Annotated in this window: 26 protein-coding genes; 9 read left to right on the top strand and 17 right to left on the bottom strand. The window is 50.9% G+C overall.

The features are described 5' to 3' along the window. Positions 1-23 precede the first annotated feature (23 nt). The 4 genes from KZ483_RS05730 to KZ483_RS05715 form a co-directional block, all read right to left on the bottom strand. The gene (locus KZ483_RS05730) at positions 24-425 is read right to left on the bottom strand and encodes an NAD(P)-binding domain-containing protein (protein ID WP_220351743.1); all 402 of its coding nucleotides are present in this window, start codon (positions 423-425) and stop codon (positions 24-26) included. A gap of 188 nt (positions 426-613) precedes the next feature. Further along, the gene (locus KZ483_RS05725; protein WP_220351742.1) at positions 614-1,063 is read right to left on the bottom strand and encodes a MarR family winged helix-turn-helix transcriptional regulator; all 450 of its coding nucleotides are present in this window, start codon (positions 1,061-1,063) and stop codon (positions 614-616) included. A gap of 193 nt (positions 1,064-1,256) precedes the next feature. Then, entirely contained in the window at positions 1,257-2,216 is a 960-nt protein-coding gene (locus tag KZ483_RS05720; protein WP_220351741.1) for a glycoside hydrolase family 43 protein, read from the bottom strand. Between the two features lie 27 nt (positions 2,217-2,243). Continuing rightward, positions 2,244-3,683, bottom strand: a complete 1,440-nt coding sequence (locus tag KZ483_RS05715) for an arabinan endo-1,5-alpha-L-arabinosidase AbnB (protein WP_220353280.1) — start codon at positions 3,681-3,683, stop codon at positions 2,244-2,246. A 131-nt stretch (positions 3,684-3,814) separates the two neighbouring features. On the opposite strand from KZ483_RS05715, the gene KZ483_RS05710 reads away from it, so the two are divergent. Next, on the top strand, positions 3,815-4,747 hold the full coding sequence (locus tag KZ483_RS05710) for an ArsR/SmtB family transcription factor (protein WP_220351740.1): 933 nt from the start codon (positions 3,815-3,817) through the stop codon (positions 4,745-4,747). A gap of 88 nt (positions 4,748-4,835) precedes the next feature. Here KZ483_RS05710 and KZ483_RS05705 read toward each other — a convergent pair whose 3' ends face one another. The 4 genes from KZ483_RS05705 to KZ483_RS05690 form a co-directional block, all read right to left on the bottom strand. Next, positions 4,836-5,684 (bottom strand): carbohydrate ABC transporter permease, encoded by an 849-nt coding sequence (locus KZ483_RS05705; RefSeq protein ID WP_220353279.1) that lies wholly within the window; start codon positions 5,682-5,684, stop codon positions 4,836-4,838. A 38-nt stretch (positions 5,685-5,722) separates the two neighbouring features. Beyond that, a complete protein-coding gene (locus KZ483_RS05700; RefSeq protein ID WP_220351739.1) occupies positions 5,723-6,607 on the bottom strand; it encodes a carbohydrate ABC transporter permease in 885 nt (294 codons plus the stop codon). 88 nt (positions 6,608-6,695) lie between these two features. Next, complete coding sequence (locus KZ483_RS05695; RefSeq protein WP_220351738.1) at positions 6,696-8,075, bottom strand: ABC transporter substrate-binding protein; 1,380 nt, start codon at positions 8,073-8,075, stop codon at positions 6,696-6,698. A 707-nt stretch (positions 8,076-8,782) separates the two neighbouring features. After that, positions 8,783-9,319, bottom strand: coding sequence for a hypothetical protein (locus tag KZ483_RS05690; protein ID WP_220351737.1), 537 nt, complete (start codon positions 9,317-9,319; stop codon positions 8,783-8,785). Positions 9,320-9,408: 89 nt separating this feature from the next. Here KZ483_RS05690 and KZ483_RS05685 point away from each other — a divergent pair, with 89 nt between their 5' ends. Continuing rightward, the gene (locus tag KZ483_RS05685) at positions 9,409-9,999 is read left to right on the top strand and encodes a TetR/AcrR family transcriptional regulator (RefSeq protein WP_220353278.1); all 591 of its coding nucleotides are present in this window, start codon (positions 9,409-9,411) and stop codon (positions 9,997-9,999) included. A gap of 282 nt (positions 10,000-10,281) precedes the next feature. Here KZ483_RS05685 and KZ483_RS05680 read toward each other — a convergent pair whose 3' ends face one another. From KZ483_RS05680 to KZ483_RS05670, 3 genes are all read right to left on the bottom strand, one after another. Then, a complete protein-coding gene (locus tag KZ483_RS05680; protein ID WP_220351736.1) occupies positions 10,282-10,581 on the bottom strand; it encodes a hypothetical protein in 300 nt (99 codons plus the stop codon). A 75-nt stretch (positions 10,582-10,656) separates the two neighbouring features. Continuing rightward, positions 10,657-12,780, bottom strand: a complete 2,124-nt coding sequence (secD, locus tag KZ483_RS05675; RefSeq protein WP_220351735.1) for a protein translocase subunit SecD — start codon at positions 12,778-12,780, stop codon at positions 10,657-10,659. 26 nt (positions 12,781-12,806) lie between these two features. After that, positions 12,807-13,157 (bottom strand): hypothetical protein, encoded by a 351-nt coding sequence (locus tag KZ483_RS05670; protein WP_220351734.1) that lies wholly within the window; start codon positions 13,155-13,157, stop codon positions 12,807-12,809. A gap of 119 nt (positions 13,158-13,276) precedes the next feature. On the opposite strand from KZ483_RS05670, the gene KZ483_RS05665 reads away from it, so the two are divergent. Together KZ483_RS05665 and KZ483_RS05660 are read left to right on the top strand one after the other, a co-directional pair. Beyond that, on the top strand, positions 13,277-13,768 hold the full coding sequence (locus KZ483_RS05665) for a hypothetical protein (protein ID WP_220351733.1): 492 nt from the start codon (positions 13,277-13,279) through the stop codon (positions 13,766-13,768). Then, entirely contained in the window at positions 13,765-14,352 is a 588-nt protein-coding gene (locus tag KZ483_RS05660) for a hypothetical protein (RefSeq protein WP_220351732.1), read from the top strand. Before KZ483_RS05665 ends, KZ483_RS05660 begins: the two co-directional genes overlap by 4 nt. 26 nt (positions 14,353-14,378) lie before the next feature. Here the strand turns inward: KZ483_RS05660 and KZ483_RS05655 are convergent, their stop codons facing one another. Next, positions 14,379-15,086 carry a DNA alkylation repair protein gene (locus KZ483_RS05655; protein ID WP_220351731.1) on the bottom strand — a complete coding sequence of 236 codons (708 nt, stop codon included), beginning with the start codon at positions 15,084-15,086 and terminating at the stop codon, positions 14,379-14,381. Positions 15,087-15,310: 224 nt separating this feature from the next. On the opposite strand from KZ483_RS05655, the gene KZ483_RS05650 reads away from it, so the two are divergent. Then, a complete protein-coding gene (locus tag KZ483_RS05650; RefSeq protein ID WP_220351730.1) occupies positions 15,311-16,297 on the top strand; it encodes an NAD(P)-dependent oxidoreductase in 987 nt (328 codons plus the stop codon). Next, positions 16,287-16,955, top strand: a complete 669-nt coding sequence (locus KZ483_RS05645) for a hypothetical protein (protein ID WP_220351729.1) — start codon at positions 16,287-16,289, stop codon at positions 16,953-16,955. The genes KZ483_RS05650 and KZ483_RS05645 overlap by 11 nt, the downstream gene beginning before the upstream one ends. A gap of 31 nt (positions 16,956-16,986) precedes the next feature. Here the strand turns inward: KZ483_RS05645 and KZ483_RS05640 are convergent, their stop codons facing one another. Together KZ483_RS05640 and KZ483_RS05635 are read right to left on the bottom strand one after the other, a co-directional pair. Further along, complete coding sequence (locus KZ483_RS05640; RefSeq protein WP_220351728.1) at positions 16,987-18,768, bottom strand: ATP-binding cassette domain-containing protein; 1,782 nt, start codon at positions 18,766-18,768, stop codon at positions 16,987-16,989. Continuing rightward, positions 18,741-19,583, bottom strand: a complete 843-nt coding sequence (locus tag KZ483_RS05635; RefSeq protein WP_220351727.1) for an ATP-binding cassette domain-containing protein — start codon at positions 19,581-19,583, stop codon at positions 18,741-18,743. The genes KZ483_RS05640 and KZ483_RS05635 overlap by 28 nt, the downstream gene beginning before the upstream one ends. Before the next feature lie 99 nt (positions 19,584-19,682). Here KZ483_RS05635 and KZ483_RS05630 point away from each other — a divergent pair, with 99 nt between their 5' ends. Then, positions 19,683-20,297 (top strand): biotin transporter BioY, encoded by a 615-nt coding sequence (locus KZ483_RS05630; RefSeq protein ID WP_220351726.1) that lies wholly within the window; start codon positions 19,683-19,685, stop codon positions 20,295-20,297. 167 nt (positions 20,298-20,464) lie between these two features. Then, a complete protein-coding gene (locus KZ483_RS05625; RefSeq protein WP_220351725.1) occupies positions 20,465-20,887 on the top strand; it encodes an organic hydroperoxide resistance protein in 423 nt (140 codons plus the stop codon). 49 nt (positions 20,888-20,936) lie between these two features. Here KZ483_RS05625 and KZ483_RS05620 read toward each other — a convergent pair whose 3' ends face one another. From KZ483_RS05620 to KZ483_RS05610, 3 genes are all read right to left on the bottom strand, one after another. Next, entirely contained in the window at positions 20,937-21,563 is a 627-nt protein-coding gene (locus tag KZ483_RS05620; RefSeq protein ID WP_220351724.1) for an SGNH/GDSL hydrolase family protein, read from the bottom strand. A 196-nt stretch (positions 21,564-21,759) separates the two neighbouring features. Continuing rightward, on the bottom strand, positions 21,760-23,160 hold the full coding sequence (uxaC, locus tag KZ483_RS05615) for a glucuronate isomerase (protein WP_220351723.1): 1,401 nt from the start codon (positions 23,158-23,160) through the stop codon (positions 21,760-21,762). A 20-nt stretch (positions 23,161-23,180) separates the two neighbouring features. Then, the gene (locus KZ483_RS05610) at positions 23,181-24,470 is read right to left on the bottom strand and encodes a Gfo/Idh/MocA family oxidoreductase (RefSeq protein ID WP_220353277.1); all 1,290 of its coding nucleotides are present in this window, start codon (positions 24,468-24,470) and stop codon (positions 23,181-23,183) included. A 169-nt stretch (positions 24,471-24,639) separates the two neighbouring features. On the opposite strand from KZ483_RS05610, the gene KZ483_RS05605 reads away from it, so the two are divergent. After that, positions 24,640-25,488, top strand: coding sequence for an AraC family transcriptional regulator (locus tag KZ483_RS05605; RefSeq protein ID WP_220351722.1), 849 nt, complete (start codon positions 24,640-24,642; stop codon positions 25,486-25,488).

Here is a 25,488-nt window from a genome sequence, read left to right as displayed (position 1 = left end):
CAGGAGTATCTTCCGAATATCCCTCAGGTTGGTGAACCGGTAACGCAGATGATATTTCTTGCCAGGTACGTTTGCCCTGTTTCAGTCATAATCTGAAAGTTCCCGGCTACTTTAATAACCTGTTCGGCGCGGCTGTGGTACGCGATCGGCAGCTTATAATGCGAGGCGTAATCCTTTAAGTAATGAATAACTTCATCACGGGTCGGATACCGGTCTCCAGGTAAAGGAAAAGACATGCCAGGTAGAGATGAATACTTCGCCGGCGAGAATAATTTCAGACTATCGTAGTATTCCGGCCACGACCCTGCAGCCGTTCCGCTTGCCTCAAGAATTAAAAACGTAAGGCCGCTCTTTTTGAGATGGTATCCCGAGGCCAATCCTGATTGACCTCCTCCGATAACGATGACATCCAGCAGTCTATACATGTTTCACCCCCTTTTTTTGTTTGTAAATTGCAACTATTGGGTCGCCATTATCTTTTTTTCACCGCAGCGGCCGTGGCACTACAGAATCTGTCCGTATTGACCCTCTGAATGGGAAACAGCGTTAAAGCCGATACAAATTAGTTGCAATTTACAATAATTAACCTAAAGATAATGGAGTAATTTAACCATCACCCCATTGGAGTACAGCACATTTTTGATTTTTGCATACTATCGTTTAATAGCTTTAACGATCGAATTACCGTTTCTTTCTCAAATTCATTCATAAACGAGAAGACCTCGTCCAAGTAATCGTTCATCATTCGATCAATCGTGGAGGCGACGAACTTCCCTTCGACCGTTAGAGTCAGGATATAGACCCTTCGATCTTCCGGTAAAGCCGTTTTCTTCACGAGTTTTTTCTTGATCAAGGTTTGAACTTGACGGCTAAAGGTGGTGATATCCATGCCCAGTGTATCTGCAACCTGCTGCATCGAAGGCTGGTGCCCGCGATCGATTTCATAAAGAATATGGCTTTGAACCAAAGAAATATCGTTGTTGCCAATGCTGCAGCAGGTTTTATTCAGTAGCCCAAACCGGCGCGTCATGATTTGCAGCAGTTCTCTTGGATTCCGATCCATACTCATTCACCTCATGTTTTAGTTATACAATATATAATTGCATTTTGCAACTAATAAGTGAATTCATTGTGCACGAAACGGAAAACGCCCGGCAAGTAGTCTTTCGCCGGGCGTACCGTTGCAGAATTCATCGAGCGGGGCCAGTGGTAAACCGGGATTACCGCATCGCATCCGCATTCCCGTCCAGTCGCCTCTAACCGCGAAAGTCCGGCGTACCGTCAGGAAGCCAACGGACCGGCTTGATCCAGGTATGGCGGTTCGGATCGTACAGCGGATCACCGACGATCTCTTTGTACGTACGCGCATGGTAAACCATAACGTCTTCAGTGCCGTCCTCGGACACTGTGAAGCTGTTATGGCCCGGACCGTATTGCCCTGCTTCCTCGTCGGTCGTCAGCACCGGCGTACGTGATTTATTCCAGGATGCCGGGTCCATCAGGTCGGCGTCTTCATCCGCCCACAGCAGCCCCATGCAGTAATTGAAATCGGTCGCGCTTGCAGAGTAGCTGATATAAATTTTCCCGTTCTTCTTGATGACGGCCGCGCCTTCGTTGACCAGAAAGCCGATTTTCTCCCACTCGTACTCCGGCTTGGTCAGCATCACCTGCCTTCCCCCCAGCGTCCAGCCGTTGGCCAGCGGGGCGATGTACAGATTCGAATTGCCCGGAATTGAGGGGTCTCGCTGTGCCCATACCAGATAGTGCGTGCCCTTGTGCTCGAACCGGGTGGCGTCGAGCGAGAACGATTCCCACTCCGTTCGGAGCTGTCCCTTTTCGGCCCACACGCCTTCGAGCGGGTTTGCGGACTCATTCTCAAGCACAAACATGCGGTGGTCGAACAGACCGTCCATAGTCTCCGACGTGTGGGCGGCGGCGAAATAAATGTACCATTTGCCGTCCATGTAATGAATCTCCGGTGCCCAAATGTTAGCGCTGAGGGGTCCCGTGTCGTATTTGCGCCAGACCACCTTGGCTTCCGCATCCGCAAGTCCCCGTATGGTCTCCGCCCTCCTCACTTCGATGCGGTCGTATTCCGGTACGGACGCCGTGAAGTAATAAAAGCCGTCATGATGGCGGTATACCCAGGGGTCCGCACGCTGCTCGATGATCAATTCAGCTGTGCGAGATCCGCTTTGGTTCAGTTTCTCGTTCATGGTTGTATTCATCTCCTGATAAATGTATTAGTTCGTCTGCTCCATGCGGTCATAGACACGGCTGCCCCAGACCGCCGTCCCGCCCTCCGACAATACGGTAAACGCCATGGTCTCCGTCTGCGCAGCGTCGTCCCACTGGCGGACGAAGACGCCGGTGTAGGCGATCCCGTCCAGCGTAACCGCCGCCTTGTTCCCGTCCGACAGCTTCCACGTGCCCGCGAGCGCTCCCGTGATCGTGCCGTCGCTCTCCAGCGTAATCGCAGCAGAGGGTTTAATATCGGCCGATATGTCCTTTCCATGATTGACCAGTCTATATGCACCGGCCAAGTCCTTCTTGCCGTACTTCCCGGTCGTTTCTCCCGCATAACGGTGCGGCGCAACGACAGGCCAGCCGTCCTCGTTCAAAAACATTTGATGGACGCGAACATTGTGCGTTTCGCCCATATTCGGAAACCGGGTATGAAAAATGAGGTAATACTTGCCGCTTTCCTCGTCATAATAAGCGGAGTTGTGGCCCGGAGAGACGTAACCGCCGCCTTCCTCACCGTCCTTGCCGATCCATTGAAAATTGCCCATCAATTTGGCGCCGTAAGTCTCAATGGACCGGTCGTCAAACAATGTACCGGGCGCTCCCATAGCGTGAGCCATATCGTTACCTTCGGTATCGACGAATGGACCATCCGGATTTTTGGAACGTGCGACCCTGATGTTGTATCCGCCGTTTGCGTCAAGCCCGCCGTAGGAGAGGAACAAATAGTAGTACTTTGTTTCCGGACTGTACAGCATGAAAGGCCCTTCGATTCGGGCGTGATTGCCCCCGAGCAGTTTCTTGCCGTATCCCTGTCCCGGTTCCGGCTTTCCCGATTCCGGATCCATCTTCAGGATATATATGCCGCCCGAATAAGAGCCGTACACCATCCAAAGATTGTCATCCTTGTCGTAGAATACGTCCGGATCTACCGCATTCGGATGGATGGTCGCATCGTAGTAGCTGCCGTCCGCAAGCGGCTCGGTCGCATCCATTCCGGACTTGAGCAGAATTCCGAGATCCTTGTAGGGCCCTTCCACCGCGTCCGCAACCGCTACACCAAGCGCCGACCTCGGGGAGTCACCCCGGCACGCATTGTAATACATATAGAACCTGCCGTCCTTCAGCTGGATGACATCCGCTGCCCACAGCGTCCTCGTCTGCGCCCAATCGAACGTTTCCTTTAATTCGAGAAACGGATCAGGGATAAGTACGTTACCGGAGCTGACATCCGTCGATACCTGGGTCCACGCCTTCAGGTCGGCTGATTTCGCCGATGCCAAATGCGATCCGAATATATAATACATATCGTCAACCTTAACGATCGAAGGATCATGGACCGTTACTTCTCCAAAAACAGGGGGCTCGATTTTACTGTCACCACCTTCGGCCGAGCGGAAGTCCGCGCAGCCAACGACCAGCAATATGACCGCCAGCATAACGATTACGGCACGCAAACGATTGTTCACAGCAATCCCTCCGTCATTATTTATGTCTGCCTTGTAATTGATAACTAAAGTACGTATATTGTTCATAAGAATATTAATTTTAAGAGTTTGGAGAAGAAAGAATGAAAATCGATACGACCCCTCTCTCGCTGCCGATATATGAAGCGCTATCGAGCAGCGTACGCCTGCAAATCATCAATCTACTGGCCAAGCAGGACATGAACGTCAAAGAACTTGCCCAAGCCCTGAATTTAAGCAGTCCCATTATGACTATGCACGTCAAGAAACTAGAGAAGGCCGGTATTATCCAAGCAACGAAAATCCCGGGGCAGGGCGGCAATCGCAAGGTGTGTACACTCGTCGCCGAGCAGATCACCATCGATTTTCCGCGCAAGGGCGATACATCACCTACCCGCGACTATCACCAAACCATTGTATCCGTTGGGCATTACACCGATTTCCACATCGAGCCTACCTGTGGACTCGCCTCGACGGAAAAGGTGATCGGCGAGTTCGACGAACCGCGCTGCTTCCTTGATGCTGAACGCTTCAACGCCAAGATTCTTTGGTTCGGGCGAGGCTTCGTCGATTACAAAGTGCCAAACTACCTGCTCAGCGATGAAATCCCTGAAGAGCTTGAGATTACGATGGAGATTTCATCTGAAGCCCCGTTCACCAACAGGAACTGGCCCTCCGACATTTCCTTCCACCTGAACGGCGTCAAGCTCGGCACCTGGACAAGTCCGGGAGATTTCGGCGGTAAACACGGGAAGTATACGCCGGATTGGTGGTGGGACGAAGTCAACCAGTACGGACTTCTGAAGGTGATCAAGGTGAACAAGCAAGGGACATTCATCGATGGAAATCAGGTGTCCGTCGTCTCGCTCGACCAGTTGAACATTCGGGAGAAGCAGCTGAGTTTCAGGATCGGCATTGAAGAGAACGCCTCACACATCGGCGGAGTTACGCTGTTCGGCTCCGGATTTGGCAACTACAATCAGGACATCGTATTCAAGTTATATTACCGGCAAACAGAACAAGCCCCGGCAGAGTAACCCTCGCCGGGCTTCTTTTTGTCAAAGCCGCGTGACGATCTGCTGCCCATACGGCCGAACCGCATGCCGGACTGATCTTCTTCCCCTATCAGCCCTTTACCCCCGTGAAATTAAGAGACTCGACGAAATAACGCTGGAACACGAGAAAGACGATCAGGATCGGAATCATGACGATGAACGCGGCCGCCATGATGAGCGGATAATCGCTCTGGATCACGTAGAAAGCGTTGAAGTCGGCCATCATCAGCTGTATCGTTTTCTTCTCCGGGGTGGTCAGATAGAGACGTGGCCCCAGGTAATCGTTCCAGATGCCGAGAAACCATAGAATAAGCTGCGCGGCGACAGCAGGCTTGACCATAGGCAGCATGATCTTGATGAATATGCCAAACAGCGAGGCGCCATCAATTTTGGCAGCTTCGATGAACTCGTCCGAGATGCTGTTCATAAACTGCCGGATGAAGAACATCATGATTACGTTGCCGAGCATGGCCGGAATAATGAGCGGCTTCAGGCTATCGATCCACTGCAGCTCCGAGAACATGACGAATTGCGGAATCATGACTACCGGAAACGGAATCATAATGGTAGCGAGCAGCATAAGAAAGATGAAATTGCGTCCCGGAAAGCGCAGCTTTGCAAAAGCAAAGGCCGCCAGCGAGGACGTAAAGGTGCCTATGGTGATGATCGGAAGCGCAACCTTCAGGCTGTTAAAAATACCTTGAAGAAAAGGAGCTTTCTCCCAAATTTCCGTATACTTCACAAAATTCGGTTTCGGAAACCAATCTGGCGGCATGATAAAGGCTTCCATCGGTGATTTCATCGTAGTGATGAACAAAAACCAGAACGGAATAAGGATTACAAGAGAACCGAGGGCCAGGAGAAAATAGACGAAGAAATCCGTCCATCTTTCGCTCGCCTTTTTACTCGCTCCTTGCATTGTTTTTGGATTGGCGCTCACTTAGGCTCCTCCTTCGCTTATTCGTGCACCCATTTATCCTGGAACTTGAACTGGATGAACGTAATGATGAACATTATGATGCCGAGTACCCATGCCATGGCGCTGGCGTAACCCATTTCGTAGTAGTTAAAGGCCTTCTGGAACATATACACGACAAGCGTCACCGCGCTGTTGTTCGGTCCGTCTCCGCCGTTGCTTGCCATGATGATGACCTCAACGAACAGCTGGAATCCGCCGATCAGCCCAGTAATGACCAGGAAGAACGTCATCGGTGTCAACAAGGGGAAGGTAATATGGCGGAACATGCCGTACCTCCCTGCTCCGTCGATTTCCGCTGCCTCATACAGCGATTTCGGGACGTTCTGCAGACCGGCCAGATAGAAGATCGAGGAAGCGCCAACCCCTTTCCAAACCATCATGAGAATGAGGCCAGCCTTGATCCACGCCTCGTTCCCAAGCCAGGACGGCCCTTCAATACCGAACCAGCTCAATACATAGTTGATGAGTCCGTAATCCTTGTTAAGCAACCACTGCCACAGAATGGCGACTGCCACCAGCGAGCAGACCGCCGGCATATAGAATATGACGCGGAACGCCTTAGAACCCTTGAGCGGCCGGTTCAGTCCAATCGCAAGAAGCATCGCTAAGATCAGTCCAATGGGTATTCCGATCATATAGTAGACGGTATTATAGAGGGATTTCCAGAACTTCTCATCCCGAAATAAGTTCTTATAATTGTCGAAGCCTACGAATGAAGCCTTCTGCACGATATTCCAATCCGTGAAGCTCATGATGCCCGAGAAAATCATAGGGCCAACCGTAAAAATCACAAACTGAAGAAGCAATGGCAGGATAAAAAGGTATGCTATCCACATTTCCTTCTTCTTTTCAGACAGCTGCATGCTCTCACCTCTCTTGAGTTATCGTTGCCTCTCTGAAAGAAAATCCGGGCGTGGAAAGTGTCCCACACCCGTACGTCCTCTGCTTCGTTTATTTCTGCCCTTGGGCTTTCTTCTTCTTCTCGGCCGACTTGTCGACAAGCTCCTGCATTTTCGGCTGGAGTTCCTTGACGAACGCTTCAGGTGTCTTCTTGCCCTCCCACACCTGGGTTACACTGGAGTTGAAGAGGTCATACCATTCACGGTCATAAGTCTTCTCAAAAGACCAGTCATGCCCGTTCGTTTCGATAACATCAAGGAACACTTGCTTGTTGACCGGCTTCTTGTCGGTCATTTTCAAGTAATCGTTCTTCGCCATATCGATCAGGTTCGGCACCTGCAGGCCCATAGTCATCGCTTCGCGCTGGATGTCCGGGTCGACGCTAAGGAATGCAACGAGGTCGAACGCTTCCTGCGGGCTTTTCGTCTTCGCGGATACGCCGAAGCCTTGGGAGCCGAGCCACGTGCCCCAAGTGCCGTTATTGGATGGCCAAGGCATCAGGTCGTAATCAAACTTCAAATCCCAAAATGCGGCGGTATCCCACGGACCCATCGGAAACATGGCTACCGTACCGTTCAACCAGCGCGTATAACCGCCCATTGCAGTCTCGTCTTCTGAGGACGGAACGACATGATACTTGTTGCGGAGGTCGGCAACAAATTGCAGCGATTCAATAAATTTCGGGTCGTCGATCGTAACCTTTGTGCCGTCTTCGTTAATGTAATCCGCGCCGTTGCCCCATACAGCAGGCTCGTGCCACCAGAAGCCCGCGCCGTATTGCTTAATTTTCTTCGGATTGAAATCCGGGCTTTCCGCGTTATTGCCCTTGTCGTCGAGCGTCAGCTTTTTGGCGATCGAAATGTATTCGTCCCAGGTTAGCGGGGTTTTCGGGTCCGGAGTCGGGATGCCGGCCTTTTCAAACAGCGTTTTGTTGTAAGCGTATGCGAAAGGTCCAACATCCTTAGGGAGCGCGTAGGTTTTGCCGTCCCTGGTGTACTTCGAGAGGCCCTTCTTCCAAATATTGTCGACGTTAAAAATGCTCGTTTTCTCAATATAGGGCGTCAGATCGAGCAGCTGGTTGGTATCAACCATGAAGCTGACATTCTCCGGCGATGCGTAGAATACGTCCGGCGTCTGCCCGCCTGCGATCATCGCCTGCAGCTTTGTTGGATAATCTGCAGGAGGTGTCGTAATGTAGTTCACCTTGACGTGAGGATATTTCTCCTGATACTTCTTGATCAACTGGGTATACATCTTCTGCTCATGCGGCTGCGCGAAAGCCACCAGGTTGATCGTCACCTTGTCCTTTGCAGTCGCAGTTTCGCCGGATTTTCCTCCATTGCTGCCGCTAGTATTGCCGGACCCGCATGCGGACAATACCATGCTTAGGATGAAAACGGTTGCAGCAAGCAATAATAAAGATCTTTTCATTTCTATTCCCCCTACAATAGTAAGTTTTAGCTTTAAAGCTTGATATTAGCATTAATATTAACTTTAAACCTGTTAGTTAACATTAATTCAAACCATTTTCATTGTCAATCTGTAATTAAGTAATCCTTTTCATTAAAAACTTGCACTGTACTCACATCTTTTTTAATGCTATTAACCGGAAATGCCTGCTTTTATCTCCATATTACGGTATTGCTATCGGGCGTCCTTTTTTTATCCCCTTTCAAAGGTATCCAAGGTTTTATATTAACAATTTTACTTATACCACAACACATAATTAATTACAATGTTATTTTTAAAGTCGAAATCGGGCTTGTATTGATTGCAAAACGCTTTATTGGCAGATAATTGTAAATGAAATAACGTTATAGAAATTTATGGTTACAAAATTACCATAATAGTTATCAATATCGACGCATGTGGACGAACCTATCGTCAGCGGGTCTGATGCACAATACGAACCGGAAGCAGTCTGAGGACAGCAAAAAAAGCCTCACTCGATGAGTGGGCTTCTGAAGAGTCCGACAGCTGATAAATATTTTTATCAGTTAAAGTTTAATATCGTCAGCATTCCCGATAACATGAATCATCGTGGATTCCAAACGACCGATATATTAAACTCCATTTAATGGCCTCATTCATCGGCTGATAGAACAATTCTGTGTAAATGAGGGGGAATGGAGGAGCTCCTAAGCCGTATACTTCCTCTTGCGCGGCCAGAACGAGTAGCTGAAGCTGATAAAGAAATCAATACTGAGAATTAGCGACCAGATCCGGATAGTTTGCAGAAGTATCTCCGTTTGGCTTCCCAAGTCGATCATAAGGATAATCCCATACAGGATTGCGCAACCAATGACCCAGGACAGCAGATGAAGGTACCAGCCGTTTCGTTCATGTCGGGCATGCTCCATTCCGTATTTTCGCTCGGGTGCAGGACCATGAGCGAACCAGTGGGCAAACCGGACATCCGCCCAACGGATCATTCTATGCCCGTATCCGATCGAAACGCCGATGTAGACAGCTGCAAGTGCATGGGCATATGTCGCTTCCGTGCCTGCTCTTAGACTGATGAAAGTGACGACCAAGAGTATCAGGTCGATTAGAGGTGTACAGAACAGCAAGAGAGTACCAATTCTTTTTCTGCGGAAAAGATAACGGAATATCAGGCCGGCCAAGACGAACAGCCAGAATGCGATTTCACACCCTATGATGATGGCGGTAATCACGATCCCTCCTTTTTTGATACAGTTGTATTATAAAGATGGATTTATTATAGCACAGTTGTATTAAATAACAAGCGTGTTATAATGTGAATATGCCGAAAATCGTAAACCATCAGGAACGAAAAGAGAAAATTGCAGAGGCCGCCTGGCAGGTGATACGCCGGGAAGGATTGGACGGTATAACCGTTCGCCGGGTCGCGGATGAGCTCGGCATCTCGCTCGGGTCCTTACGCTATTATTTTGATTCGCAGAATGAGCTGATCGCTTACTCTATGCGGCTTATTTCCCAACGAGCAAATGAGCGTATACAGAAGCTCCCTTTCAAGGGCGAGCCGCGTCACGACATCGAGCTTATTATCGCGGAGATCACGCCGCTCGACGAAGAACGCACATTGGAATCTGAGGTGTGGCTGGCTTTTGCCGGCAAAGCCGTATCTGATCCAGATATTCGAGCTCTTAGCCGCGAGGTTCACGATGAACTGCACGCTGGATTCCGACGAATGATTGATCATCTTATCGCACGAAGTGTGACGAAGGAAGGTATCAACGCGGAGTTTGAGACGAAGAGGTTGCATGCACTTGTGGATGGGCTAGTCGTCCATCATACGACCTTCCCTGAACTATTCGTGCGAGAGGAACTTATGGCTGTCGTATCCTACCATCTCGACGACATTCTCCGGTAGGGTAATGGAGAATAGCTTTCATACGTTCACGAAAAAACCGCCGTTTTTATCCATCTTCATACTTAAGCGTGAAATAGCCCCTACCTTGTGAAAGATAGGGACTGTTTTACGCTTTTTTTAATAGCCGACCAATGGGTAATTGTCTATGACCAACCCTTGCACCTCATTCGAAGATACAACGGGATGGACTTTCGTGGGGTGAACCATCTCATCGGTATGGCGCCGAAAGCGGGGAATAAAGGAGCCGACGACTCCTTTCCCCCAGCAAATTTACACCTGGCCTTATTTAAAAAATCTATGCCATTCTTTATTTCCCTTATTAACCAAATCCGCAACCGTACGCTCAATCACAGTATGAATGGCTTGACGGAAGAAAAGGGCCTCTTCACGGATAGCCGCCTCCAATTGACCATTGGGCTTCTCATAATTCAAGCTGCGAATGCCGACTTCAACCTGATGCTGCCGTTCATGCTCATCTACCATATCCAGCAGATGATCGAATGCAATCAGCACATCTTCGTGCCCCTGAAGCTTATTCTCCTTGACCAGCAGCTCTTTAAAATTTTCGATACTTTTTCTCATCTGCAATTTCTCCTTTTGACAACATTCTTCGTTATAATTTTATTTTCACACAAAACCGAATATTCGCAAGTGAAATTATTCCTTCAATTTGTGTTTATATAACATCAGCCATATTGGGGCTGCAACAAAAATGGAAGAGTATGCACCGCTTACCAACCCGAATATGAGCGCAAGCGAAAACAGATGTATACTTTCCCCTCCCAGCCATAATAAACCAACCGCTGAAATAAATACAGTCAGCACCGTGTAAATAGAGCGCTTCATCGTTTGCCAGAGGCTCGTGTTCACAAGTTCTTCTAAATCACGGACCGATGTGATGTCTTTCCTCCTCATATTCGTACGAATCCGGTCGAATATAACGATCGTGTCATTAAGCGAGTAACCGACAATAGTCAGTATAGCCGCGACAAAAGTTAAATCGATTTCGAGCCGGAAAACGGAAAAGAGGGCGATCGGAATCAAAATATCATGGATCAGTGCAATGATGCATGCTATTCCGTACAAATAATGAAAGCGCAAGGCCGTATACAGCACGATGCATCCCGAAGCGATAAGTATGGCAAGACCTGCCTTCTTCACCATCTCTTCCGCAATTACGGGAGCAACGGTGGATTCCTGCCTGGTTACTTGATCGCCGTACTTCTCCTTCAGCTTGCTCTCAACCGAGTCCAGCTGATTAACCGGGATCGTTCTGCTGAAGGTAGTCGTGGCCGACGTTCCACTCTCGCCATATTTTACAACGGGCTTCATTGATGCTGAGGGAATCTCCTCTTGTATTATCTCTGTAATGTCCCGCGCTTCAAATGTGCTGCCTATGTGCAGGTCCAGTCTTGTCCCCGAATGAAAATCGACCCCCAGATTCAACCCTCTGCTTAATATCACAAGCAGTCCCAATACAAGGATCGAAGTTGAGATGAACAGGTACCGCTTTCTTCCCTTAACGATATTTGGCGCCGATTGCACAGCGATAGTCTCCCGTCGGCACGGATTCACACCAAACCATGCAGAACTACGGATCATATTCCCCTTGAGGAGCAGTCCCAGAAGGAAACGCGAACCAACCACATTGGTGAAAAGACTGACGATGATCGTCATCATTAAGACGATGGCGAACCCTTTTACAGCATTGGTGCCGATAATCGTTAACACGAGAGCGGCGATAAGGGTCGTGACGTGAGCATCGAGAATGGTGGGAAAGGAAGTCCTGGCGCCAATCCTGCAGGCGGACCGTATGCTCCTGCCTTCCCTCAATTCTTCCTTCACTTTCTCGTAAGTAATGATGTTCGCGTCGACCGCCATACCCATGGCCAGTATGAACCCGGCGATGCCGGAAAGCGTCATTGCCGCATTCATCCAGTCAAGAAGAAGGAAGCAGATATATACAAAACCAAGAAGCGTCAGGTTGGCAATTAGTCCCGGCAGCCTGTAGGCAATTAGCATAAAGAGAGCAATAGCCGCTGATGCGGCATACCCTGCAAACAATGTCCTGTGAAGCGCCTGTTCTCCCAAACTTGCCGAAACGGAATTGACTTGTTTCTCAATAAGCTTCGCCGGCATGGATCCGGCATTCAGAAGATCTTTCATTTCGGTGGCGGAATCCAGATTGGCACTTGATATAGCAGAGGTTCCGGTACTGATGATATTTCGTACTACCGGCGCTGAAACAACCTTGCCGTCGAGCAGAATGGATAACGGTTTCCCGAAATTCCGTGTCGTCACGTCCTCCAGCTTGGCCGGGTCTTTGAATTTCACAATGACCTCGGGATGATTCAAGTTGTCGTATCCAATGACGGCGCCGTTCGGGGATAAGTCATGGCCGTCCAGCACCAACTGGCCGCGATCATCTTTAAACGTCAGGTAAGCCGGTTGACCGATCAACTCGCGAAGCTTGGTCTGATCTGTAACGCCGGCGATTTTCACCCGGATGCGGTCAGACCCTTCTATGGTTAGCTCCGGCTCCGCCACTTTGCTTATATTAATACGCTTTTCGATTATTCGTTCGGTTGCCAAAAGCAGCTCCCGGGTTACCTTCCCACCGGCATCCACTGGTTTAACCTGGTAAAGAATCTCGAAGCCGCCTTTCAAATCAAGGCCAAGCTTGATGTGACGGGCAATATAAGGCGCGGTCGATAAAACAAAGGTCACAAATAATAACACCGTAAATATAAACGGCATTAATGATTTTATTATTTTGAACAAACTGAATTCTCCCTTTCATTCTATGATTATAGATGAACAGGGATTAACGCTATAAATTTGGATTTAAATTTAACAGGATTAAGGATGTAGAACAGCTTTAGAATGGGGATAAAAGAACGGATGCTAAATTTCAGCCTTCCAAGAGGGGGAACAGCAATAAAAAGGAACATAATGAAAATGATGACGGGGATGAACAGGAGTGACGTTTGGCCGTTTTTGAAAGCGGCCGGCTCGAATTCAGCTGTTGGATACGTGTTCTTCACCCAACTGAGCTGCATAGTGTTTCCTTGTTCCACAGCAGCATGCTGCTGAAATGGGCAGAGACAGGCGGCAATAAGTAAAACGGCGAGCAGAACCACCTTCGCTGTTTTTGACATATATTCACCCCCTCTCTGTCGTTAAAGCGGATTATATCACCGGGGCGCCCTGCTGTAAATATACGTAACTTTTTCCTCATTTTCGCGTTATAGTTATATCGATAGAAGGAGGCGGGTTGATGAGACGTTTGATCCTCGCGGGAACCTTAGTAAGAAGGGTCATCATCGTTATTTTCGGGATATTGCTGATTCCTCAAGCAATTGAGCTTTTTTCGGTGGAGGATAACAGCAAAGCGGAATTAAAAGCACTGGAGCAGGACGGTCCAGTTAGCGTGTACGAAACGAACGCCTTGATGCATATTGACCGGGATGTATTTACAGTAAACGCGGTTTATATAACACCGAAACAGATCGTTCTCCATTACACGCTTCATAAGGCGGAGCCCGGAGGGTGGTCATTTCCACATTCAGCCGTTAAGGTAATCGGCCCAAACGGTGAGGAGCCTTTCCAGCACTCGGCGGGAAGCAACGGCAAACCTTGGGGAACTGAGGGGACACTCCATTTTGACGCAATAAAAGGCAGCTATAACAGTTTGAAGGTGAAATATGATTTATATGACAGACAGGCAACTGTGAATATCCCGCTTACACAAGAAGGTGAACACCAATGAGAAAGAAGACGATCATCACTGCAGCGGAATGGATCGTTGCCGTTCTCTTGGTCTTTCTTTATTTCAGGGACGGAGATCCCTTGGACGGCAGCACTGATGCCAGGAAAGCGCATGAATTGTCCGAGAGCAGCTTCCACTACGGTCCGTCCAAGATTGTGAGAGAAGTTTCTTTCGACAGCAATACCGTCATTTTTCTAGGAACGTACAAGAAATGGTTTTCCGCCGGTACTTCGATAAAAAGGGGCACCCGGTGGTTTCCGGGCGGGGGAGTTGGCGGTATGGAAATCGATAACAGCAAGCCGCTCACTTACAGCTGGGAGGTATCTCAAATTGATAAAGAGCTGCGGCTTGCGAAGTGGTACGGATATGTGTCCGATCCTCAGATCAAGACCGTCGTCCTTTACATGGAGGTTAAGAAAGAGTTCCGTAACCCGGCGGGAAAGGAAGAGGTTCTGCGTCAAACGATCAAGGAAGACCGCATGTTTCTGTTTGTATGGAATGAGGGAGACCAGCAGTACATCTGGAAATCGATACAGGGTCTGGACCAAGAAGGGAAGCTGGTATATGAGCAAAAACTGAATTGAATAACTCTTCTAAGCTAATCAAAATCTTAACAAATACAGGTCTTCTTCTTCACGCTGAGCTTTCCCAGAGCTTCGATTTTCGCAATATACGCTCGTGCTTCCGGCACTTTACAGGCTGTTTGTCCGACATTCACATGCACCTTGCCGATTGCCTCGGCCGCTTGTACAGCCTCCTCGTGCAAAGCCTGTACGTACGCACCCACTACGATAACAAAAGTATTCATGTTGTAGCGTACACGGTTTCGTTCTCCATGAATCGACGCTTCTACCTGCTGCAAAAGACGCCGGATTTCCGCCAAATCCAATTTCTCATCCGGCGTTATGGATATGTAGTTAGCATAGGTACTCCACCCGCAGGTAGCGATTAACTCATCGCTTGATACCAGCCATTCCCTCGCAAGCTCGAGCGCAAAAGGGCTTTCTGCGGCCACGCCCGCTACCGTGCACTCCGTCAGCATATGCCAGTTGGCTTTCTTCGCCCACTCTTGCAGTACTTCTTTCGCCATGGTTTTCGGATTGACGGAGAGCCCGGCCAAATACATGGCATCGCTATTCCCGGTCTCGTATAAAGCTTGTACAAGTTCTTGGTCTTTCTTTACGTCTTTTACGAGCTTCTTCAGATCTCCAACCTTTACGCCAAACAGAGGTTCCTTCGCCCCGTGACGGAAGAAGGTTTGCTTCGTCTGTTCTGAGCCCATGTTCTCAAGCTTCATCATAACTTCTTCCAAGGTCATCGTAATTGACACCTCTATTCGTTTGCTGCGGCGTCTACTGCCGTCTGCGAGCTAATCGTCGTTTTCCGAATTCTGCCTGTGAGAGTTATCATATCAGTCCGAACTTTGTTTTTCCATCCCGGCGGCAGGTTGAATATCGTGCAGCAACAAGGCTGTCAGCATCGTCTGGTAACTAAATGTATATAGTAAAGTTATTACATATCTGTTAAAGGGGGAGATACGTATTGAAGAAAAAGGCCGTTCTTATTACCGCGATGGGCAAAGAGACCTTTACTACCGAGCAGACAGCTCGATTAGAGCTTGCCGGTGAAATTACATACTGCAAAGCGCTTGATCCCATTCCTGCAGACCGGCTGGTCCTGCTGCTGGGTGACGCGGACGTGGCGGGCTTAACGCCCCGTTCGGTCCCATCCATCGACGGAACATGGGTGAATCGCCTGCCGAAGCTTATAGGCATTGCCGTCTTTGCCACAGGAGTTGACTATATCGATATGGAACTGCTCGAGGAGAGAGGAATTACACTCTCCAATCTGCCGGAATACTCAACCATATCGGTAGCCGAGCATACGATCGGACTGCTTCTGACGCTGTCGCGGAGGATCCATCTCAGCCAAGACAGGGTTAGAGGACGTGTGCCGGCCGGAACCTCGGTCAAAGGCTGGGAGCTTCGGGGCAAAACAATCGGCCTCGTCGGCCTTGGCCGGATCGGCGGTTATGTGGCGGAGCTGGCAAAAGCGTTCGGCATGAGAGTGATCGGCTGTGATCCGAAAGCGGACAAGGGCGATAGCGTTATAAAGGTATCGATGGCCGAGCTGCTCGCCTCTTCCGATGTCGTGTCGCTTCATTATCCGTCGAGCTGGGGCGGCTCGCACAGCTTCGGAGCCCATGAACTGCAGCAGATGAAGCCCGGTTCCTATTTGATCAATGTGTCGCGCTCAGCACTTGTCGACGATGCGGCTGTAGTCGTTTCCATCCAGGAAGGGCACCTGAAGGGATATGCCGTCGACGACCGGTTCTCGTTGGCGGGGGAACCATTAGCCGGGCGTCATATTGCAGAGGGCCGCATATTGCAAACCGGACATACCGCCTGGTATTCCTCAGAAGTCATTGATCGCGGCTACGATACTTGGGTGGACCATGTGGTTGATCTGCTGACAGGCAATACCAATCATACCGTAACGAATAAAGGGCGTGACTTCAGTGTCAGGTAACGCGCGGCTTCATCGGATGGAACGCTGGTTAATCGCCGCAGCGTTCATTACAAGTGCATTGTTCGTCCTTCTTCTGGCTGCAGTCAAGTGGCCGAGCTATTGGGTATATATCGCTGCAGAGCAGACCCCTATGACTTGGCTCCAGAGTATGTTTTGGTTCGGATGTGTGCTGCTGGCTTTACTCTGCTGCATGCTGGCTTATGCCCTCGAGGGCATAAGCCGCAGTTCGCTCATCTGGCTAATGCTCACCGCGGGCTTCGCCTTTCTGATGACCGATGAACGGTTCGCCATCCATGAGCGGGTGCGCGACCGCTTCTTGAAGCCGACAGGCATTAAGGCGCTTCCCTGGATGGAAGCAGGCGACTTTATCCTGCTTATCTACGCCGTCATCGGGCTGCTGCTGTCGGTATACATTATCCGGTTGTACCAAGCGCGGCGCGCGGCACTCGTCTGGCTCTGCATAACGGCCTTGTTATTCGCAACTGCAGTAGGAATGGATACCTTTGACGTCTCCCGAATGACGCAGGCGGGCGAACGCTTGGAACAGAGCCTAGAGGAAATCGTCGAGCTCTTCGCGGTGGTGTCGCTGCTTAGCTCCGTCTTTCTCATGCTCATCCACTATTTGCTCGCTTTCCGGCAAGCAGGCAAAACACAGTAACACAATAGCGGTTTAATCGCAGGTATTTCCATCACGTTCCACTTCCGCCTGCCCACCACCATAAAAAAACGGTTATTCCAAGGCAGCCGGCGACAAGTAAACTGTCCCGCAATCTCCACCGTTCGGTCGGCGGCAAGGCCGAATGCCGGCGCTTACCAACTCCCCGGCTTTCCAAGGCGTCCGCCACTTGCTCGCCCAAACGGAAGAGCGAGAGCAGGAAAGGAATCGCGGTGTCCCGCAAACGGCCGGCCGCACCGCGTGCCCGCCGGGCAGCTTTCCCCCTGGCAATTGCAATTCGGGAGAATCTCTCCCATTCACCCAGCAGAATCGGGATAAATCTCAGCAGCAAAGTAACCGTTAATATAATCTTTTGCCCCAGGAAGGGAACGAGTCCGCGAATTGTCAGCGTCTGTTCCAGGGAACGTCGAAGGCGAAGCGGCGATATTGCCAGCGGGAGTACAAGGCCAAGCAGCATGGCCAGCCACGGACGCGTAAGCGAACGAAGCGAGACCAGAAACGCTTCCGTATTCCACAGCGGTCCGCTCCCACCGCCGCCTATGCCGGCGAAGACAGCAATCATGAGGGAAAAGAGGCCTAACGCAGCGATCGGGCCCCGCCAGCGGAGAAGTGGGAGACGGACAACTCCAATGATCACTGCTGTGAGTAACCCGATCCACGCAATCCCCGTCCATGTTTTTTGCAAAAACATACCGGTCGACAGCAGGATGTATGCAAGCCATACCGATCGGGGGTCGAAAAGGGCCAGCCTTGATTGGGCTCCTGCCTTGCGCTTTGGCTTCTGCTCCCCTGGCGGTGTTTGGGACTTAGCCACAGGCATTTGATTCGGCGGTTGTTTTGAATAATACACTGACTCTTCATCCTGCGAATGCAGCGGCTTTGCACCACGCGCCAGTCCCTCTTCATTAGCTGCAAATTTTAGCCTGCCTGCTTCAGCGAGCTGCGCTATCTCCACAGCCAGCTCCGCAGGATTCCAGACGCGATGCGGCGGTACGCCCAACTTCCACATACCGTTCGCGAACATTAACCACTCGGGAACCGCCATCCCCGCCTCCCCGAACCACTCCGGATTCGCCAGAAGCTCGTCTCTGCCGCACTGCCGAACCGCCCCGTCAGCGTTCATCAGTAAAATCCTGTCGGCCAGTCCCAGCGCCCAATCGGCGTCGTGGGAAATCAGCAGCACACCTTGCTTGTCCTCGGTGCATTTCTTCAGCGCGGCCCCGAGCAGCGCGTGACCTTGAGCATCCAGCCCGGCCGTCGGCTCATCGAGCAGCAGCCAAGGTGCGGGCGGCGCAAACAGGCATGCAAGCGCGGTCCGTCGACGCTGGCCCCCGCTCATCTTGTACGGGTCCCGTTCCAGCCACGCACGGCTCCATCCGACTGCGGTTAAAGCCTCATCGATCCTCCGTTCCTTCTCAAGTTCCGGCAAATCGTAAGGCTTCAGCACATAATGGAGTTCATCCGCAACCGTTCGTGAAAACAGCTGCTCCTCCGGCGCTTGGCTGGCATAGCTGTATGCAAATAAAGCAGCGGAATTTCTTATTCGCCTGCGCAGGCGTGGATGATTCCACATGTTCCCGTCCCCATAGGAGACGGTTATTTCCGAAGAGTAGACCAAGCCGGCGGTGATTTCCATTAGTCTCGTCTTACCTGCGCCGTTTGGTCCCATAAGTAACGTAATCGTTCCCTGTTCTAATATGCACTCGGTATATTGCCCGTCCATATCCTTTAATCCTGTCATTATGAGAGGAACAGACCGTTCTTTCATCATCCCCGATCCAACGCCTTCCGCCACTCTTCCATAGTTACGGGAAGCGGAGAATGCAGCTGCCCGAGCCGACTTAATTCCGCCGCCAGAGATGCCATATATGGCAAGCGCAGCCCGCATTGCTCGCAGGGTGCCTGCAGCTCAGCGGACTGGTTATCCCCGTACAAAAACCGCCGCCCCTCTCCGTCATACACAATTTTTCCTCCCTGCAGCGCCACAACACGGTAAGAAGGGTCCAGCTCTTCCAACCGCTGTGTCACCCAGACAACCGCCGTCCCGCGCTCATTCAGCCGTTTCGCCAATTGATGAACCTTCCCGCGCGAAGCATCGTCCAGCATGGATGTCGCTTCGTCGAAGACGATCAGCGCGGCTTCACCGGCAGCCGCCGCGGCAACGGCGGCAAGCTGTCGCTGCCCGCCCGACAGCTTATCCCAAGTATGGTCGGCAAACGCCCGCATTCCCGTAACCTCCAGGATCCGGTCCGTACGCTCCAAAATGTCCTTCGAAGGCAAGTCAAGCCATTCCAGCGAAAACATAATTTCCTCCCGGGGAGTCTCGCCGAACAATTGCGCATCCGGATTCTGCATGACGTATGGGGATGGCCCCTCCCCCGCAAACCCGCGGCGCAGCGTGCCTTGAGCGCCTTCTACCATCAAGCCGGCGAGCAGTCTCGCGAGCGTCGACTTGCCGCTTCCGTTGACGCCTACGATATTAAGCCACTCACCGGGCGAAAAAGTCAGATCTATATTTTCCAACCTGGAAGTCGGTTCGCCTTCATCATAAATAGAGAAAACAGATATATCGGACAAAATAAAATCACCGCTGATAATTTTCCCGCTCACTAAAAATCCCTCTTCCCAACCAGATGCTCCCGTGTTAAAATGCGAAATGTTAACCATTATTCAATAACCAGAGGTTAACATTGAAAAGGAGATTTGACAATGCCATCAATACAATCCACATCTGCCAATGTTCAATCAAATCAGGCTTACCGAGTTCGGGGTCTCGTCTTTACCGCTTTATTCGCCGCTTTATTTATCGCCTTCAGCTCTATTCAGTTTCCTGTATGGTACACACCGGTCCCTATTACGCTGCAGACACTGGCGGTCATGCTGGCAGGCGGGCTTCTTGGCGCGACTTACGGCTTCTGGAGCATCGCGCTTGTCATCGCCCTGGCCGGAACGGGTCTCCCCTTGCTGCACGGCAACGGAGGACTCTCGCTGCTGTTCGGGCACACCGCCGGATTTATATGGATGTTTCCATTCGCTGCCCTTCTCATCGGTTGGGTCAGCGACCGGTTGTTCCGCAGCACTGCACAGCTGAACACGAGGCAATTCATTATGCTTCTAGCCGCGATAATCGGTTTCGGCGTTCTGTTGGAATATGCAAGCGGAGTTCCCTGGCTGGCTTATAAATTTGATCTAACCATACATAAAGCGCTCATCGCCGGTTGTTACCCGTTTCTGCCGGTTGACATCGTCAAATCGGTTGTCGCCGCCATACTGATCCGGAAGCTTCGCCCCTATCTGCCGCGGCTTCGACCGGCAGCCCGATAAGCTTGCAATCTTGCCGCCATTCACAACTATTGTGTTTGGCGGTTTATTTTGCATACGGAGAAGTAAACTATACTGCGAGGGACAGGTCACCTGCCGGAGGTTTTCATTATAGGCAATAAGGGTAATAGCAACACGTACACAATTTTCCAAGTAAGGAGAGGAACACTATGGAAACGATTTACACGGCGCAGGTTACTTCGCACGGAGGTCGGGACGGCGTTGTTCGCTCCTCTGACGGGCATTTGAACTTGAAAGTCGCTACTCCCAAGAAGGAGGGAGGCGAAGGGACCAATCCTGAGCAGTTGTTTGCGGCGGGCTACTCGGCCTGTTTCCACAGCGCATTGAAAAGCATCGCGAAAACCAAGGAGATTGATACGGACGAATCCGAGGTGACGGCGAGCGTATCGCTGCATAAAGGCGACGACGGCTTTAGTCTGTCCGCACGTCTGGACGTTCGAATCCCAGGGCTGAGCGAGGAGCAGGTTATGTCGCTGGCCAAAGCGGCACATGAGATGTGCCCTTACTCCAAAGCAACCCGCGGTAATATCGATGTCGAACTTAAAGCGATAACGGAGCAAATGCAGCCGTAGTTCTTAAAAAAGCCCCGCCCCGCTTATATGCGGTGGCGGGGCGTTCGTTTTATGCTTTAACGGCCTGAAGCCATGCTTGAGCGATTAAAGCGCTTCCGGCAGGTGAGGGATGAACGCCGTCCGGCGCCCAATATGCCGGTCCCGTTTGGCTGCTCGCTTGTGCAAACAAACCGTCCAAGGGAACGTACAGCGTTTTGAACTCGTTTGCCAGCTCGCGTACAGCTTGGATCTTCGATTCCAGATCTTCCCGCCATGCTTTCTGGCTCTCATTGACCGGAAGCACGAATGGCTCCACAAGAACGATGGTTGCATTCAATTGTGCTTTGGTCATCCGGATTAATTCACGGTACCCGGATTCGAAATCCTCCGTGCTTGTCGGGTCGTTATTATCGTATCGCCGCCAAGTATCATTAATGCCGATATAGATCGATACCCATGTCGGCTTTAAATCCAGGCAGTCCTTCTCCCATCTCCGATGCAAATCGACAACCCGGTCGCCGCCTATCCCCCGATTGAAGAAAGTGACCTGCTTTTGTGGATATTGCGCTGAGAATAGAGATGCAGCTATGTTCGCATAACCGCTCCCCAAGCTGTTTCCGTCTTCGCGGTTTCGCCCAGCATCCGTAATACTGTCCCCTTGAAACAAAATAACTGCGTCGTTTTCGATTAACGTCATCTTATTCATCGCCTCCCAGCCTATTATACTCTCAAATTTCCTTTATCCGGTAGATATAGGATTAATAATTTTTTTTCGAACCAGCAAGATAACGCCTGAAAGACGGCTGTTATACAGCGTTAGGGCTCGAGCGAAACGAGCATTCAAAAAACCGCCCGAAAAAGGCGGTTTAGTTTGATTGAGCGAGTCGGCGCTCCTAGAACCCGAAATAACGCTTCGCATTGTAATAGCAGATGCCTTGCACGATGTTGCCGAGCAGTTCGCGGTCATTAGGCGCTTCGCCGCTGTCGACCCATTCTCCCAGAATACGGCATAGCAGTCTGCGGAAATATTCATGTCTTGTATAGGAGATGAAGCTGCGGGAGTCCGTCAGCATGCCGACAAACCGGCTGAGCAGGCCGTTGTTGGCCAGTATGTTCATCTGCTCCAGCATGCCGTCCTTCGTATCGTTGAACCACCAGGCAGATCCCAGCTGCATTTTGCCCGGGATACCGTCTCCCTGGAAGCTGCCCATCACCGTTGCCAGAATACTGTAGTCATTCGGATTCAACGAGTATAGAATCGTTCTCGGCAGCGCGTTCTCCGAGTTCAACGCATCAAGAAGCTTCGTCAGCGGATACGCCACGGAGCTGTCATTGATCGAATCGTATCCTGTGTCCGGACCTAACTCGCCGAACATCCGGCTGTTGTTGTTGCGGGAAGCATTAATATGGAACTGCATCGCCCAGTCCAGCTCCGCATAGATTTTACCAAGGAACAGGAGCGTGCAGGTTTTGTATTTCTTTTCTTCCTCCAATGTAACGGTCCCGCCGCTCAGTGCCTTGGCGAAAATTTCGGCCGCCTCTTCTTTCGTCGTCTCGGCAAATGGCACATAATCGAGTGCGTGATCGGAAACCTTGCAGCCTACCGAGTCGAAAAACAACGCTCTGTCCCTTAGGGCTGCCAATAATTGATCGTAATCGGCAATCGGTTTCCCGGTAGCCTGAGCGAGTTTATCGACCCAGGGCAGAAAGGTGGCGCGATTAATTTCCAGACTTTTATCCGGGCGGTATGATGGAAGCACGCGAGTCGCAAACTCCCGGTCCTCCTTCAGTTTAATGTGATATTCCAGCGAATCGGCCGGGTCGTCAGTCGTGCAAATGACCACCACATTAGACTGCTCGATCAAATCCCTGGCCCCGAAGCCCTCGCGAGTAAGCACGGAGTTCGCCTTCTCCCAAATGACGGGCGCATTGCTCTCGTTAATGAGCTCTTCCACTCCGAAATACCGCTTCAGCTCCAAATGCGACCAATGATAAAGCGGGTTGCCGAGCGTCATCGGAACCGTAGCGGCATAGGCCTCAAACTTCTCCCGGTCGGTCGCATCGCCGGTAATAAACCGCTCCCCGATCCCGTTGCTTCTCAGCGCCCGCCACTTGTAGTGATCGCCGGATAGCCATACATCCGTAAGATTCCGAAAGCTCTTATTCTCGTAAATCTCTTTGGGGCTTAAATGGCAGTGATAATCGATGATCGGCAGATCCTTGGCAAAATTATGGTACAGGTCTATGGCCGTTGCACCGTTCAATAAAAAGTTCTCATCCAGAAATTTTGTCATGAATACCATTCCTCTCGGCTTTAGAATCGGACCAAATCTTCAATTCGGACCGGCAGTCCGCTGCGAATAGACCGGTTTGCCGCGATTCCGGTCAGAATCGACTTCGCGCCGTCCAGATGGTCTGCCGCGCGGTTAAATTTATCCGGCTCAGGCTCACCGAACACATCCCTTAGCAGCACCGGATCGCCGCCGCCATGGCCGCCTTCCGCTTCCTCCACGTTCACCTCGTACGGGGCGTCAAACATCGGAAACACCCGGATGGATTTCCCTATCAAAGCGCCTTCTAATGCTTTGTCCCCGCCGGAATTAACATACGATTGCTCGACAATATTCATCTCGAGGCGCCCCTTGCTGCCGTTGAATGCGATCCTGTAGCCCTCCCAGGGCAGATAGGCGTTCAAGGAATAAGTCAGAATAGCCCCGCTCCGGTACTTAACGAGCACGCCCATTGTGTCCTCAATCGAAATTCCGTCGCCGAATACGCTCTGATCGCGGCGATAGCCATCTTCATGCTCGGCATCGAGGTACATCGCCTTCAAATGCGGTTTCGCGTCCAGATGAAGGGCGAACGGATCTTCCTTCGCGAGCTCGCTGCCCGTCGCACGCTCATAGAACCTGGTCGTACCCCGGCTCTCGGCGTTCTCGCGTCCATAGAACATAAGATCCCCGTACGCGAATACAGATTCCGGCTCGGAGCCGATCCAGAAATTCACAAGATCGAAATGATGCGTCGATTTATGGACAAGCAGTCCTCCGCTGTTACGTTTGTCCCGGTGCCACCGGCGGAAGTAATCCGCGCCGTGCTGAGTATTGAGCAGCCATTCGAAATGGATCGAATTCACTTTACCGATCGCACCGTCCATAATTAGCTCGCGCGCTTTCGTATGGTGCGGCGCATAACGGTAATTGAAGGTCACCCTAACCTTGCGTCCCGTCCGTTTCACTGCATCCAAAATCTCTTGGCACTTGTTCTCGTCAACGGTCATCGGCTTCTCTGTAACGACATCGCATCCAAGCTCCATCGCCCGAATAATGTACGTATGGTGCGTACGGTCAACCGTTGTGACGATAACCGTATCCGGACGCTCCTGCTCGATCATCCGGTCGAAATCCTCCGAACGGTAAATGTTTACCGCAGGATGGTCGTATTTCTCCATCAGCAGCTTATTGGCGTAAACCATACGTGTCTCGTTTATATCACAAAATGCGGTTAATTTCGATGTTTCCCGAAAATGCTTTGCAAGCGCGCCATAGAAAAATTCCGCTCTGCCGCCCGTTCCGACAAGCACATATTTCTTCCGTTGTTCCATTTTGTTCCCCACTTTCATCCCATGGTTAATTTTCATTTCCTCCATAAGGATAACGCAACTAAAACATTTTTTCCCTGTGCTTTATGTATCATGACACCAAAACCACGCTTTTTTTGCTATAATAATCGTATTCAGTACTTGCAATCGCGAACGAAAGCGGTGAATACGTATGGCTACATTGTTTCGCCACGAGTATCACGACCCATCCGGACATCTCGATATTGAGCATATCAAACGCAGAGGTCATTTTTCAATGACCGCCAATCATTTTCATAACTATTATGAGCTCTATTATCTGTGCGAAGGGGACCGGATGTATTTCATCCGGGACCGCGCTTACCGTGTCAGGGCAGGGGACCTCGTCTTTATCGATCGCCATGTGCTGCATAAAACATCGGATACCGGGATGCCCGACCATGAGCGGATTATCGTCAATATTTATCCCGAATGGATCGAAGCGGCTTATTCCGATCATGCGGATTTGCTCCTGGCGCCTTTCCGGAGCGAACTCCCCGTATTGACGCTCCCGCCGCAGCAGCTTGCCGCCGCCAAACGCATTATCTCCGAGATGTCGGGAGAGATGCAGCGGCAAGAGCCCGGCTGCTCGATAAGTCTTCGGCATGCGGTCATTCAGCTGCTGCTGCTGTCTGCGCGCAGCTTGGCCGCGGGAGGTCCCGCCCAGATGGAGCCGGTGTCGCCAATTCACGGTAAAATAACAAAGGTCGTCCGGTTTCTAAACGATCATTATGCCGAGCCGCTGGCCTTAACTCGGGTGGCGGAGCGCTTCTCGATGAGCCCGTATTATTTGAGCCGCATTTTCAAATCGACAACGGGCTTTGCATTCAGCGAATATATCAATTTGGTCCGGCTTAAAGAAGCGCAGCGTCTTCTCCGCGAAACGGAAGACTCGGTTACCGAAATTGCCTGGAGAAGCGGCTTCGAGAATTTCTCCCACTTCGGCAAAGCATTTAAGAAGATGGCCGGGGTCTCTCCCCGCGCTTACCGGAACCTTCAATAA

The organism is Paenibacillus sp. sptzw28, from assembly GCF_019550795.1.
GTDB lineage: Bacteria > Bacillota > Bacilli > Paenibacillales > Paenibacillaceae > Paenibacillus_Z.
The sequence above is the reverse complement of the archived record's forward strand: the minus strand, read 5'-3'. Positions and strand labels throughout refer to the sequence as shown.